The organism is Spongisporangium articulatum (assembly GCF_044465595.1).
GTDB lineage: Bacteria > Actinomycetota > Actinomycetes > Actinomycetales > Kineosporiaceae > Spongisporangium > Spongisporangium articulatum.
Genome location: NZ_JBITLV010000003.1, coordinates 560,100 through 573,142, shown reverse-complemented (window position 1 = coordinate 573,142; position 13,043 = coordinate 560,100). Strand labels below are relative to the sequence as shown.

Sequence of the window (13,043 nt, the reverse complement as noted above, 5' to 3'; positions counted from 1 at the left end):
ACTGGGGTCAGACCGCTTTGGATACGAGGTCGCGGATGGTGGAGACGACCCAGTGCGGCCGCTGGGTGAGGTCTGCCCAGGTGAATCGCACGACGCGGTAACCGGCTGCGGTCAGGCGCGTGTACCGCTCCGCGTCGCGGCGCAGGTCGAGGGGCGACGAATGTCCGGTGAAGCCGTCGACCTCCACCACCAGGCGGGCGGTCCCGAACAGGAGGTCGACCACACCGATCAGCCCCTGCCGGTCGCGGACCTCCACGTTGGCCGCCCAGCCGGTCACTGCGGCGTCCCGGAGAAGGTCGTGCAGCAGCCGCTCAGCCCGACTGACGGCCCCGGTCGCTGCGAAACGCGCTAACCGGCGCAGGTTCTCGGTACCTGTCCAGCCGCGACGTCGCTCGATCGCCGTCTCGAGGTCGCTGACGTCGAGAATGCGGCGCGTGCTGACCCAGGCCCACAACGGCAGGGCCTCCCCGAGGTCGTACGTCGCGAGGAGGTCCAACGCCGTGCGTCGTCGGTCGGTGATCGTCACCGGTGCCGAGGATCCGGTCGCGAACCGGAGGGTCTCCGACGCGGTCAGGCGAAGCTGATGGGTGACGATGCCACGGTTCGATCGGCGACCGGGCGCGACGATGACGTGGGCGTCCCGTGACTGTTGCACGCCGCGTAGTCCCAGCAGTGCGGCGGCGGTGGCGTGGCTGACCGTGGCACCGGGGTGCGTGAGCCGGGCGGCCCAGGCCAGTTGCATCGTCGAGGGTGGTTCGTCGCCGGCTAGGGACAGGCCTCGCCCGGCGACGCGCCGCCAGCGACCCGCCGCCAGCCGCCGCCGGACCTGCCGTTGCGACATTCCCTCGGTCAGCGCCTGCGCGGCCGTGAAGATGCCGGCCTGGCGCCGGGCGACCCACGGCGCCTGGTCGGGATCGGCTCGCGGCATGGTCCAAGCCTGCCCCGGATCCGCGGAGCGCCCCGATCGCGCCTGTGGATAACGCCATCCAAGGCGATTCTGCCCCAGAAGGTGGGGTCGAACAGCTTTGGATCAGCCCGTGACGTAGAGGTCAACGGTGAGGGGATCGACCGTGGTCGTGCTGGACGGCGGGCGCGGGGCCTCGGGGTCGCGCGGGCGCTCCCAGCCGCTGGACCAGACGCGGGCGTAGCGGCCGTCGCGGGGCAGCCGGATCTCCTGCTCCTCGGCCGCGCCGTTGACGACCAGCAGCAGGGCCTCGGTGCTCTCGTCGAGGTCCGAGGCGGCGAAGCGGACGAGCAGCGTGCGCAGGTGGCTGTCCTCCCAGTCCTGCCACTGCATCTCGGGGCCGTCGGCGCGGAACCAGGTCAGGTCCTTCATGCCGTTTCGGCCCTCGAGCCCGGTGAAGAATTCGGTCGCCCGTACGCCGCCGAACCGCTTGCGCAGGGCGACGAGCTGTCTCGTGGTGGCCAGCAGGTCCCGTTGCCAGTCGTCGAGATCCCAGTCCAGCCAGGAGGTCTCGTCGTCCAGGCAGTACGGGTTGTTGTTCCCGCCCTGGCTGCGGCCGAACTCGTCGCCACCGGTGATCATCGGCACCCCGGCCGCGAACAGCAACGTGGCCAGCAGGTTGCGGATGCTGCGCCGCCGCTGCGCCGCCACCTCCGGGCCCACCTCGACGTCGAGCGCCGACCAGCCCTCGACCCCGTGGTTCCAGCTGCGGTTGTGGTCGCTGCCGTCCCGGTTGGCCTCGCCGTTGGCCTCGTTGTGCTTGTGGTTGAAGGCGACGCAGTCGGCCAGCGTGAAGCCGTCGTGCGCGGTGACGAAGTTGACGCCGGCCAGCGGCCCGCGGCCCGGCTCGAACATGTCCGCGCTGCCCGCCAGCCGCGTCCCGAGATCCCGCAGCCCGCCCGGCGTCTCACCGGCCAGGGCGCGCGCCGCGCCCGGCAGCCAGAACTCGCGGACGTCGTCCCGGAACCGGTCGTTCCACTCGGCGAACGGCGCGCCGAACCCGCCGGTCACCCACCCGTCGGGGCCGACGTCCCACGGTTCGACGACGAGCTTGACCCCGGCCAGCACCGGGTCGACGCGCATCGCGACGAGCAGCGGGTGCTGCCGGTAGAACTCGTTGTGGCCCCGGGCGAGCGTGGGGGCGAGGTCGAAACGGAAGCCGTCGACGTCCATCTCGGTCACCCAGTAGCGCAGCGAGTCGAGGACGAGTTGCACCACCCGGTCGCTGGTGGCGTCGAGACTGTTGCCGCAGCCGGTGAAGTCGATGTCGTGCCCGCCCGAGTCGAGCCGGTAGTAGCCGGGGGCGTCCAGGCCGCGCCAGGACAGGGTCGGGCCGGTGACGCCCACCTCGCACGTGTGGTTGTAGACGACGTCCAGCAGCACTTCGAGGCCGGCCGCGTGCAGGGCCTGGACCATGGCCTTGAACTCGTCCAGCACGCCCTGCGGGTCGGTCGCCGCCGCGTAGTTCGGATTCGGGGCGAAGAAGTTCAGCGTCGAGTAGCCCCAGTAGTTCGGCAGGCCGCGGCGGGCCAGGTGGGGTTCGGCCAGGCTGACGTGCACGGGCAGGAGCTCGACGGTCGTGACGCCCAGCCCCTTCAGGTGCTCGAGGGTCGCCTCGTGGGCCAGACCCGCGTACGTGCCCCGCAGCTCCTCGGGTACGTCGGGTAGCCGCTTCGTGAGACCTCGCACGTGGGCCTCGTAGACCACCGTGTCCCGCCACGGCACATGGGGTTTCGTGCTGTGCCGGTGCTTCGGGGCGTTCGTGACGACGCCGTGCGCGGCGAAGGGGGCGCTGTCCCGCTCGTCCATCACGCGGTGGTTGCCCTCGAACTGCTCGTCGACGGTGTGCCCGAACAGTTCCGGGGCCAGCATCGCGGGCGGCACGACGGCCCGGGCGTACGGGTCGAGGAGGAACTTGTGCGGGTTGTGCCGCAGCCCGTGCCGTGGGTCCCACCGGCCGTGCACGCGGAACCCGTAGCGGGCGCCCAGCGGGACGTCCGGTACGAACCCGTGCCACACCCCGTGCGTCCGCCCGGTGAGCTCGACCCGGCGCTCCTTCCACGCCGCCCCGTCGCGCGCTCCGGCCCCGAGCACGCAGAACTCGACGGCGTCGGCGTGCCCGGCGAACACCGCCACGTCCACCCCGCCGTCGCGCGGTCGGACGCCCAGCGGGTGCGGGCGGGTCGGCTGCGTGCTCATCCGGCCATCCTGCCCCACGCCACCGACCGCGTCGCCCTTCCGCGGAGGTGGTGGGGCAGCGCTGGTGGCAGCCACCGCACCATCCGACGGCGCCTGGGCTGCCATCAGCCCTGCCATCACGCTGCCCTCGGAGTGGCGATCACGTCCGGTCGGCCAGTGCGGGCCGCTGACCGGTGGGCGCGTTCGATGCGGGCCAGGCAGCGGTCGGGTTCCCGCTCCACTCGCGCCGGCGTCAGCCGCACGACCGGCACGCTGAACTCCCCGAGCAGCGAATCGCCCATCACGGTTCCGTCCCAGTCGTCGTCGCGGGCGTGGTATCGGCGCGAGTGCAGTTGCACCGCGAGACCGACATCGTCGAACCAGAGATCAGGCGTGGGCAGCCGCAGGCCGTCGAACGAGCAGAGGTCGGCGTTGGGCCACGGTGTCGGCAGGTAGCGGCTGCTCGCGACCAGCGCGATCAGGTCGACCTCGGCGACGGACCAGGCGTTGGTCTCGGCCGTGACGAGTGCGGCGCGGGCGGGTCGGGAGCCGCGGTGCGGGCTGCGTTCCAGTTCGTGCTGCAGGAGCGGCAGGGTGACCAGCCGGCGCTGCACGGCCTCGATCACGATCGCGGTCGCGCCCGCCTCGGAGCCGGTGTCGCGGGCGGCATCGATGACGGCCCGGGCCGGGCTGGCGAACCGGAGCGGCGGCCGCCACCGTGACCCCGGATCCGCGCGCGTCGTGCGGGTGACGACGGCGAAACCGGCTCGACGCGAGCTGCTGGACCGCGGGACGAACAGCCGGACGGGATCCGCCCGGGCCGCCTCCACGCCGTGCCAGGCCGCTGCCGTGGTGGAGCCGATGATCGCCTCCGGCCCGGCGTAGAGCTGCGCGGCGATCAACCGTTGGCGTGGGGTGGGGGCTCCGGTGAAGGTGGCGACCACTCCGGGTAGCGGCGCTCGCCAGTCACGGGCGAGTCGACGCCGCACGACCGCTGCGCCTATGCCCTGTTCCGTCAGCTGACGGCGGGTCACGAGACCTTCCTGGAGGTCCAGCACGGCGCGCAGTCCTGGAGGTATGTGCATGGTGGGAGAGTGCCCGTGTCACCACGGGTTGCCGGACGGCGGACCTGCGGCCTGTGGACACGTCGTCGGTCCTGCCGGGTGGGGGCGGCAGGACCGGCACATCACCGCTGACGGCAGATGTGGTGGCAGCAGAAGTGCTGTTCGCTGACGCGCCGTCTGCCACCACGTCTGCCACCAGTACCGACCACACTGCTGGGACCACGGGTAAGCACTACGGTGGACGACGTGAGCGACCCGACGTCCCTCCCCTCCTTCCCGCCTCCCGAGGACGAGCACCCCCTGCGCGGCCGGGTGCTGGACGCCCTGCTGGACGAGGGTTTCGCCCCGGACATCGACGAGGACGGTGACGTCGCGGTCCGCATCCAGGACCAGCTGGTGTTCGCCCGCTGCCTCGACACCCAGCCCGCGATGATGCGGGTGTTCGGCCAGTGGCTGCTCGACGACTCCCTCGAGGGCGACGAACTCACCCGGCTGCGGGCGGCCAACGCGGTCACCGGGGCGCTGAACCTGGTCAAGGTCACGGTGCACGAGAACCGGCTGGTGGTGGCGGTCGACCTGATCGTGGGGGAGGAGACCGAGCTGCGGTCCCTGCTGATGGCCACGCTGGACGCCGTGCTGGGCTCGGTCCGGACGTGGCACGCGACGGTCACGGAGATCCTCGAGGGTGGCCTGGGCGGCGAGTGAGGCGAGGGACACATGAGCCGCCGGTGGCACGTGCACCCCGCCGAGTAGGCTCACGCGCACAGCGCACCAGGTGAGGGAGCAGAATTCGTGACTGACGTCGTCCGGCTCGAGGTGGAGGCCGGGATCGGGACGATCCGGCTGGCCCGGCCCCCGATGAACGCCCTGGACATCGAGGTGCAGGAGGGCATCCGCGCCGCCGCGCAGGAGGCCGACGCCCGCCGCGATGTCGCCGCCGTGATCGTCTACGGCGGCGAGAAGGTGTTCGCGGCCGGGGCTGACGTCAAGCAGATGTCGACCATGTCCTACACGGAGATGATCGACCGCTCCCGCGCGCTGCAGTCGGCCTTCACGGCGGTCGCCGAGATCGGCAAGCCCACCGTGGCCGCGGTCACCGGGTACGCCCTGGGCGGCGGCTGCGAGCTGGCGCTGTGCTGCGACTTCCGGGTGGCCGGGGACAACGCGAAGCTGGGGCAGCCGGAGATCCTGCTCGGCATCATCCCCGGGGCGGGCGGCACCCAGCGGCTGAGCCGCCTGGTCGGCCCGGCCAAGGCGAAGGACCTGATCTTCAGCGGCCGGTTCGTGGACGCGGCCGAGGCGCTGAGCATCGGGCTGGTCGACGAGGTGGTCGGGGCGGACGACGTGTACGCCGCCGCCCGGCGCCGCGTCGAGCGGTACGTGGGTGGCCCGGCGTACGCGCTCAAGGCCGCCAAGGAAGCCGTCGACCGCGGTCTGGAGACCGACCTGACGACCGGCCTGGAGATCGAGCGCATGCTCTTCGCCGGGCTGTTCGCCACGGAGGACCGCGAGATCGGCATGACCTCATTCGTGAACGACGGGCCCGGCAAGGCCCAGTTCCAGGGACGATGATGAGCGAGAACACCCCGGCCAAGAAGACCGCAGCCAAGAAGGCACCCGCGAAGAAGGCCGCGCCGCCGGCGTTCCAGGAACCGGTGCCGGCTGCGCCGGTGCCCGGCGACGTGGTGCAGCCCGATCCGGAGCGTGCGGAGCAGGTCGCCGCGGTGAAGGCCGCCGCCGACAAGGCCGCCGCGAAGGCGCCGGCCACGAAGGCGCCGGCGAAGAAGGCCACCACCAAGGCGCCGGCGAAGAAGGCCGCTCCGGCCAAGAAGGCGGCTCCCGCGAAGAAGGCGGCGACGAAGAAGGCCGCACCGGCCACGAAGACCGCGCGGACGCCGTCCCGCACCACCCTGGACACCGGCGCCCTCGCCGGCCTCGAGGCCGGCTCCGAGCAGGAGCTGGCCGGTCACGACCTGGAGAACACCATCGACGAGCAGTTGACCGTCGACCCGAGCCACGAGCCGGTCGACGTCGAGGCCGGGATCGCCGCCTTCAGCAGGTCCGTGGGGAAGCGCGAGATCCCGACCAGCGACGGCCCGGCGTCCGCCGACGACGTCGAGAAGGCTTGGAACGACAACACTCTCGCCCAGGTGCTGTACCACGACTGGGAGGCGCAGACCTACGACGAAAAGTGGTCGATCAGCTTCGACGAGCGCTGCATCTCCTACGCCAAGGAGCGGTTCGAGCACCTGCTCGGGCCCGAGATCCTGGCCGCGGAGCCGCACCCGTACGGCAAGAGCCTCGAGATCGGCGGCGGCACGGGCTTCTTCAGCCTGAACCTGAAGCAGGCGGGCATCCTCGACGAGGTCACGGTCACGGACGTGTCCCCGGGCATGGTGGAGGCGGCCAAGGAGAACGCCCGCAAGCTCGGGTTCGAGGTCGAGGGCCAGGCGGCGTTCGCCGAGGACCTGCCCTACCCCGACGACACCTTCGACGTGGTCATCGGGCACGCCGTCATCCACCACATCCCGGACGTGGAGGCCGCGTTCCGCGACGTCCTGCGGGTGCTGAAGCCGGGCGGCCGGTTCGTGATCGCCGGTGAGCCCACGCGGGTGGGCGACTGGTACGCCCGCCGCCTGGGCCGGGTGACCTGGAAGCTGACCACCGCGGTCACGCACACGGCGCCGCTGCGTGAGCGGTGGGCCAAGTCGAAGGAGGAGCTCGACGCGAGTTCCCGCGCGGCGGCCCTGGAGTCGATCGTCGACCTGCACACGTTCGTCCCGGACGAGCTCGAGGCGATGGCCGTGCGGGCCGGGGCGGCCGACGTGAAGACCCAGACCGAGGAGTTCCTCGCGGCGCTGCTGGGCTGGCCGGTGCGCACGTTCGAGGCGGCGGTGAACCCCGAGCGGCTCGGCTGGGGCTGGGCGATGTTCGCCTACAAGTCCTGGCTGCGGCTGTCGGCGGTCGACCGGGTGCTGTCCAAGGGGTTGCCGAAGGGCGTGTTCTACAACGTCGGGATCACGGGGACGAAACCGCTCCGGTGAGCCCGTCGCCACGCTGCGCGTGGTCGCTGGGGACATTGGTCCGCCAATCGTGTGAATTCACGCGAACTACACGGACTGTGATCGTCCGGTCACGGGGATGCCGGTAGGCTCAACGACCATGCCGCGCCTGCCGATAGTCCACGGGTGAGCCAGTCCCCGGACGACATCCCCAGTGACCTGCGACGTCACTGGAGTCGAGCGCTGGCCGGAGCCGGGCTGTTCGACGAGTCGTTGCAGGTGCACCCCGCGCAGACCCCGGCCGACACGCTGCGCCGCGGTGAACTGGCGGTCCTGGCCCTCGACCACGCGACCGCGCTGCGTGAGCTGAAGGAGCTCGACGGCGACCGCGACCCCGGGCTGGCCCCCGACCCCTGGCTGGAGCTGCTGCTGCGCGCCGCGAAGGTGATGTCCGGCGAGCCCGACGGGATGCTCGCGCTGCGTACCGCGCGCACCGAGATGCCCGCGGAGGCCACGGTGCACTGGGTGGTGGCCCTGGCCGCGCAGTCCGTGGGGGCGCTGGCCGAGGCCGGCGAGGCGGCGGCCGCCGCCCGCGCGGGGGGCAGCCGCGACCCGCGCCTGCTGGCGATCGAGGCCGCAGCCGTGGTGGGCGTCTCGCCGGAGGGGGCCGAGGGGCCGGGGCCGGACGACGTCCGCCGGGCCCTCGAGCTCGTCGGCAAGGCCCAGCACGTCGCCCTGGCCGACGAGGACCCCGCCGCCTTCGCCGCTGACCTGCTGGTCAAGGCCGGACGGCCGGACGCCGCCGGCCGGCTCGCGATGGCCGGCGCCGGTGAGCGCAGCCTGCCGCCCGAGGGGCGCCAGAAGTGGCACGCGGTCGCCCGGGGCCTGGGGGCCAGTGGTCGCCGGCTGACCCCGACCGGGGGCATCAACGTGGTGCGCGCCCTGACCGGACGCCGCGAGGCCGCCCGCCGTCGCGAGGTCGAGCGCAGCCTGGTCTGCCGCTGCTACGGGTCGACCGGCTGGCTGGGCCCGGCCCGGCAGCACTACGTCGACAACCACCTGACCGTCGTCGTCCCGGAACCCGTGGCGGGGCTGTCCGCCCGGCTGCTGCGCTGCCCGGCGACCGCCATCCTGTTCCTGGACTTCCCGGCCCGCCAGATCACGCTGCCCGTCTCGATCGGCGGCTGAACCCCGTCGCTAGGGTGCTCGCATGTTCCGCGCCTGGGCCTACCGCCTCCGTCACGGCCGTGACCCCCGTCAGGCCCGTTACCTGACGCTGGGGTCGCTGCGCTGGATCGTGAAGAACCGGGCCTGGACGCCGTTCTTCCTGGTCCGCTACTGGCGGCTGTTCGTGCTGCGACTGCGCCGCCCGGACGTCGTGCTCGAGGGCATGGTCTTCCTGGGCAAGGGCTGCACCGTCTACGCGCACACCGGGTACGGGCGGCTGGTCATCGGGAAGTTCGTGCACCTGGGCGACATGACCCGGCTGCGCGCCCACGACGGCACGCTGCGCATCGGCGACCACACCGTGTTCGGCAGCGACAACACGGTCAACTGCTTCCTCGACATCGAGATCGGCGCCGGCACGCTGATCTCCGACTGGACGTACATCTGCGACTTCGACCACGTGATCGACGACGTGCACTCGTGGATCATGCACCAGGGCATCGTGAAGACGCCGGTGCGGATCGGCCCGGGTACGTGGATGGGCGTGAAGTCGAGCGTCCTACGCGGCACGATCATCGGCGAGGGCTCGGTGCTCGCCGCGCACGCCGTGGCCCGCGGGGTCTACCCGGACCGGGCCATCATCGCCGGCGTGCCGGGCAAGGTCGTGGCCGACCGCGACGAGCGCTACCGCGAGGCGGCGGCGCAGCGGGCCGCCCTGGCCGACATGGCCCGCAAGCACGCCGCCTTCTAGCTCGTGATCATGGAAACTTCTACTCTCGCTCGGAGCATCCCCGCCGCGCCGGGCGGCCCGGCAGAGTAGAAGTTTCCATGATCACGAGGGGTAGAGGGCGAGGGTGCGGGCGGCGACGTCGGGCCAGGTCAGGCTCTGCACGGCCACCCGCCCGGCGTCGGCCAGCCCGTGGGCCCGTACGGGGTCGCGGACGAGTTGGGCCAGGGTGTCGTGCAGGCCGTGCACGTCACCGACCTTCACCCGCTCGCCGGTCCGGCCCGGCACGACCGCGTCGGCCAGCCCGCCGACGTCCGTCGTGACGACCGTCGCGCCGGCGGCCTGCGCCTCGCGGGCGACCAGCCCGGACGGCTCGTACCGGGAGGGGACGACGACCGCGTCCGAGGCCGCGTAGAGCGCGGCCAGGTCACGGCCCGCCAGCCAGCCGGGCATCACCAGCGAGTCCAGCACCCCCAGGTCGGCGGCCAGCTCGCACAACCGGCCCGCGTAGCCGCCCCGCCCGGCCAGGACCACCCGCAGACCGGGGAACTGCTTGCGCAGCGACGGCATGGCCCGGATCAGGGTGGAGAACCCCTTCTCCCACTCCAGGCGCCCGGCCGCCACGATGAGTGGCCCGTCCTCGGTGCCCGTCGGGGCGCCGGGACGACCTGCGGCGCGCGGGTTCTCGCCGACGTCCGGCCGGGCGCCGCCGACGGTGGCGCCCGTCAGCCAGTAGCGGCGGGCCTCGCGCACGGACGCCCGCCCGCAGCGCCAGGCGTCGGCGTCGACCGCGTTGGGGACGACGTGCACGCGGGCCGGGTCGGCGTCCAGCACCGCGACCACCTCGTCGCGCATCGCGTTCGAGCACACGATCACGGCGGCGGCCGCGACCACCGCCTGCCGTTCGAGGGCGTGCACGAGTGCCGTCTCGGTCGAGGCCGGGTCGCCCGCCTCGCGGTCCGTCGGGCCGATCCGCCCGGCGTGGCGGCCCCACTCGGTGGCGTGCACGGTCACCACCAGCGGCACGCCGGCCCGCCGGGCCAGGACGGCGGCGGCCCGGGCGCCGATCCAGTCGTGCGCGTGCACGACGCTCACGCCGTCCATCAGCGCGGTGCCGGTGGCCAGCAGGGCGTCCTCGAGTTCCCCCGCGGCGGTGAGCAGGTCGTCCCAGCCGGTCCGGGGTCGGCGGCGCCGGGCTCGGTGCACGGTGATCCCGCGGCGGTGCGTCGTCCCGCCCGGGACCCGGCGCTCGGGCTGGGTGACGTCCTCGGCCGCGGTCAGCACGTGCACGTCCCAGCCGGCGTCGGCCTGGGCCCGGGTGAGGGCTTCCGCGTGCCGAGCCAGGCCGCCGTAGATGACCGGCGGGTACTCCCAGACGACGTGCAGCACGCGACCTTTCGCGGTCGTCATCCGTTCCGGGGCCTCATCGGTTCAGGACGTCGACGAGCGACCGGGCGTCGAGGTGCGGGAAGGGCGCACCCCCGTTGGCCACGGCCCGGGCGGCGGCCACCCCGTCCTCGAGGCCGCGGCCGATCGCGTCGGCGATCCAGTGCACGGCGTCGCGGTGCCCGGCCGAACGCCGCCAGGCGTAGTCGGGGGCCTGGTCGCGGCTGATCATGAAGGCCCAGTCGCCGGACAGGTGCATCAGCGTCTCGCGGACCAGCTGGTCGAGGTCGGTCCGGCGCGAGCGCAGCCGCCCGGCCGACAGCTCGTGCTCCAGGACGCCGAGCAGCCGCTTCTGCACGTGCGTCCCGTCGGCCAGCAGCTCGCCGACCGCGTCACCGGCCCACAGCCGGAAGTCCTTGCCCGCCCCCCAGGTCCCGGCGGGCGGCAGCACCGGTTCGTCGGCGACCAGGCCGGCCTCGACGGCCCCGCGCAGCGTGTTCAGCCGGATCCCGGCCTCGGGCAGCAGGCGCAGCACCCGGTCCAGGAACGCCGGACCCTCGTGCCACCAGTGCCCGAACAGTTCGGTGTCGTAGGCGGCCACGACCAGCCCGGGCCTCCCGTCGCGGGCGGCGACCTGGGCCAGCTTCGCCCGCACGTGGTCGACGAAGTCGTGCGCATCCCGCTCGATCGACGCCGCCGCGGAAGCCGGCTCGTAGGGCGCCTTCTCGGAGCCCGGGCCGGTCACCCGCCACAGGCGCAGGCCGTCGACGGGGTGCACGGCGTGGAAGTCGCGGTAGTACGGCCCGGTCGGGTACCCGGCCCGCGACGACCAGATCCGGTTGGTGATGGACAGGTCGCGGCCGAAGGCCACGACGTCCGTGTCGCCCAGGCGGTGCCCCCGGCTGGTGGTGCGGCCGGCGAGGGTCTCCTCGTCCATCACGAGGTGGCCGATACCGGCCTCGGCGTACAGCTTCTCGAGGCCCGGCTGCCAGCCGCACTCGGGCGCCCAGATCCCCGCGGGGGCCGACCCGAACCGCGAGCGGGCGTCGTCCAGCCCGACCGCCAGCGCGATCCGCGCGACGTCGGTCTCGAGCAGCGGCAGCACGGGGTGCGTGGCCGGGCCGCCGAGCAGCTCGATCGCCCCGGCGTCGGCCAGGGCCCGCCAGCGGGGCGACCCACCGACCCGCCAGCCGGTGCTCCACTCCTCGAGAGCCTGTGCCGCGCTGCGGAACTCGCCGCGGGCCAGCTCGCGCACGGCCGGGTCCGGGTCGCTCGCGGCGACCTTCGTGGCCCGCAGCTGCCAGTCGGCCAGCCAGGCGCCCATCGCCTCGACGCAGTACGGGTCGTCGAGCTGGTCGGCCAGGATCGGCGTGACGCCCAGGGTGACCAGGTCTCGCCGGCCTTCGGCGGCCAGCCCGTCGAGCACCCGCACCAGGGGCAGGTAGCTGCCGGCCCAGGCCTGGTACAGCCACTCCTCGCCGACCGGCCAGCGGCCGTGGTGCGGCAGCCAGGGCAGGTGCGTGTGCAGCACCAGGCAGAAGGTGCCGATCTCGTGCTCGCGCGGGCCGCTCACGAGTCCTCCCGGCGGGCCACGACCACCAGATCGAGCACGTCGTCGGCCACCGGCACGAGCTTGAAGTCCTCGGCCGTCACCGAGGTCACGAACTCGGCCAGGCCGGGCGCCCACCCGGCGGGCGACGTGGCCAGCTGCGCGGCGATCAGGTCGCCGTGGTCGGCCTCCCAGGCCCGCAGCCGGGGCCCGTGGACGACGCCCAGCACCTCCTCGACGGCCAGTCCACTCGAGCCGTCGGCCGACTGGACGGTGCCCACCAGTTCCTCGGTGTCGAACTCCTTGACGTGGAACGGGTTCTGCGGCTTCTCGCCGCGGCCCAGGCCGGGGGAGAAGGTCAGCCGGTTCGGCGTGGTCACCAGCAGCACGCCGCCGGGCGCCAGCACCCGTCGGCACTCGGCCAGGAACTCCCACGGCGTCCAGAGGTGCTCGATCACCTGGAAGTTCACGACCGCGGCCACCGCGGCGTCCGGCAGCGGCAGGTGGGCCAGGTTGGTGCGGGCGACCCCGGTGCCCGGGCCGCCGTACGCGCGCAGCGCGTGGGCCGCGGCGGCCGCGTCGTAGTCCAGCCCGACGATCCGGGCCCCCGGCACCGCGGCCAACCCCCGCTCGAGGAGGGGCATCCCGTACCCCTCACCACAGCCTGCCTCGACGACCAGCGGGGCGGACGTCGTCCCCCTGGTCGTCCGCGCGGTCGCCCGGGCCGCGTCCCGCACCCGCCCGGCCAGGGCGAGGTAGGCGATCTCGTGCCGGCGGAACCAGTAGTTCTCGTGCCACAGCTGCGGCACGGTGCGTTCACCGACCAGCTGCTCGAGAGTCGTCGAGGAGGTCACGTCTCCAGGAACTCCTCTCGCGGCTCAGCGGAACACAGACGCAGGATCGTGCCGTACCGGACGGTCCAGGCGTACAACTTACGCCCGGTGAGCGATGTCACAGGACGTAACCTGCCCGCAATGCTACCGGCCGGTAACGTGGGCTGGGCCTC

Annotated in this window: 11 protein-coding genes; 5 read left to right on the top strand and 6 right to left on the bottom strand. The window is 73.1% G+C overall.

Translation table 11 applies throughout. The features are described 5' to 3' along the window. Window positions 1-7: 7 nt before the first annotated feature. The 3 genes from ACIB24_RS12285 to ACIB24_RS12275 all read right to left on the bottom strand — a co-directional run bounded on the left by ACIB24_RS12285 (window position 8) and on the right by ACIB24_RS12275 (window position 4,131). Window positions 8-928: a DUF559 domain-containing protein gene (locus ACIB24_RS12285; protein WP_398280270.1), complete on the bottom strand. Its 921-nt coding sequence runs from the start codon at window positions 926-928 to the stop codon at window positions 8-10. A gap of 102 nt (window positions 929-1,030) precedes the next feature. Then, window positions 1,031-3,163: a glycogen debranching protein GlgX gene (gene glgX / locus ACIB24_RS12280; protein WP_398280267.1), complete on the bottom strand. Its 2,133-nt coding sequence runs from the start codon at window positions 3,161-3,163 to the stop codon at window positions 1,031-1,033. Window positions 3,164-3,279: 116 nt separating this feature from the next. Beyond that, window positions 3,280-4,131, bottom strand: a complete 852-nt coding sequence (locus tag ACIB24_RS12275; protein WP_398280264.1) for a hypothetical protein — start codon at window positions 4,129-4,131, stop codon at window positions 3,280-3,282. 321 nt (window positions 4,132-4,452) lie between these two features. On the opposite strand from ACIB24_RS12275, the gene ACIB24_RS12270 reads away from it, so the two are divergent. The 5 genes from ACIB24_RS12270 to ACIB24_RS12250 all read left to right on the top strand — a co-directional run bounded on the left by ACIB24_RS12270 (window position 4,453) and on the right by ACIB24_RS12250 (window position 9,126). Continuing rightward, window positions 4,453-4,911 (top strand): T3SS (YopN, CesT) and YbjN peptide-binding chaperone 1, encoded by a 459-nt coding sequence (locus tag ACIB24_RS12270; protein WP_398280261.1) that lies wholly within the window; start codon window positions 4,453-4,455, stop codon window positions 4,909-4,911. Between the two features lie 87 nt (window positions 4,912-4,998). Continuing rightward, window positions 4,999-5,778 (top strand): enoyl-CoA hydratase/isomerase family protein, encoded by a 780-nt coding sequence (locus ACIB24_RS12265; protein WP_398280258.1) that lies wholly within the window; start codon window positions 4,999-5,001, stop codon window positions 5,776-5,778. Between the two features lie 470 nt (window positions 5,779-6,248). Then, entirely contained in the window at window positions 6,249-7,250 is a 1,002-nt protein-coding gene (locus tag ACIB24_RS12260) for a class I SAM-dependent methyltransferase (RefSeq protein WP_398280441.1), read from the top strand. Between the two features lie 144 nt (window positions 7,251-7,394). After that, the gene (locus ACIB24_RS12255; RefSeq protein ID WP_398280255.1) at window positions 7,395-8,396 is read left to right on the top strand and encodes a hypothetical protein; all 1,002 of its coding nucleotides are present in this window, start codon (window positions 7,395-7,397) and stop codon (window positions 8,394-8,396) included. Window positions 8,397-8,418: 22 nt separating this feature from the next. Then, window positions 8,419-9,126 carry an acyltransferase gene (locus ACIB24_RS12250; RefSeq protein ID WP_398280252.1) on the top strand — a complete coding sequence of 236 codons (708 nt, stop codon included), beginning with the start codon at window positions 8,419-8,421 and terminating at the stop codon, window positions 9,124-9,126. Between the two features lie 81 nt (window positions 9,127-9,207). Here the strand turns inward: ACIB24_RS12250 and ACIB24_RS12245 are convergent, their stop codons facing one another. From ACIB24_RS12245 to ACIB24_RS12235, 3 genes are read right to left on the bottom strand one after another with little or no spacing between them, the layout of a single operon-like run. Then, the gene (locus ACIB24_RS12245) at window positions 9,208-10,512 is read right to left on the bottom strand and encodes a glycosyltransferase family 4 protein (protein ID WP_398280249.1); all 1,305 of its coding nucleotides are present in this window, start codon (window positions 10,510-10,512) and stop codon (window positions 9,208-9,210) included. Window positions 10,513-10,525: 13 nt separating this feature from the next. After that, window positions 10,526-12,061: a 1,4-alpha-glucan branching protein domain-containing protein gene (locus ACIB24_RS12240; protein ID WP_398280247.1), complete on the bottom strand. Its 1,536-nt coding sequence runs from the start codon at window positions 12,059-12,061 to the stop codon at window positions 10,526-10,528. After that, a complete protein-coding gene (locus ACIB24_RS12235) occupies window positions 12,058-12,891 on the bottom strand; it encodes a class I SAM-dependent methyltransferase (protein WP_398280244.1) in 834 nt (277 codons plus the stop codon). The genes ACIB24_RS12240 and ACIB24_RS12235 overlap by 4 nt, the downstream gene beginning before the upstream one ends. Between the last annotated feature and the right edge of the window lie 152 nt (window positions 12,892-13,043).

Bases quoted from the DNA above. Each gene is read 5' to 3' on its own strand.
- glgX (WP_398280267.1), bottom strand. From the start codon at position 3,163: ATGAGCACGCAGCCGACCCGCCCGCACCCGCTGGGCGTCCGACCGCGC.
- ACIB24_RS12285 (WP_398280270.1), bottom strand. From the start codon at position 928: ATGCCGCGAGCCGATCCCGACCAGGCGCCGTGGGTCGCCCGGCGCCAG.
- ACIB24_RS12250 (WP_398280252.1), top strand. From the start codon at position 8,419: ATGTTCCGCGCCTGGGCCTACCGCCTCCGTCACGGCCGTGACCCCCGT.
- ACIB24_RS12245 (WP_398280249.1), bottom strand. From the start codon at position 10,512: ATGACGACCGCGAAAGGTCGCGTGCTGCACGTCGTCTGGGAGTACCCG.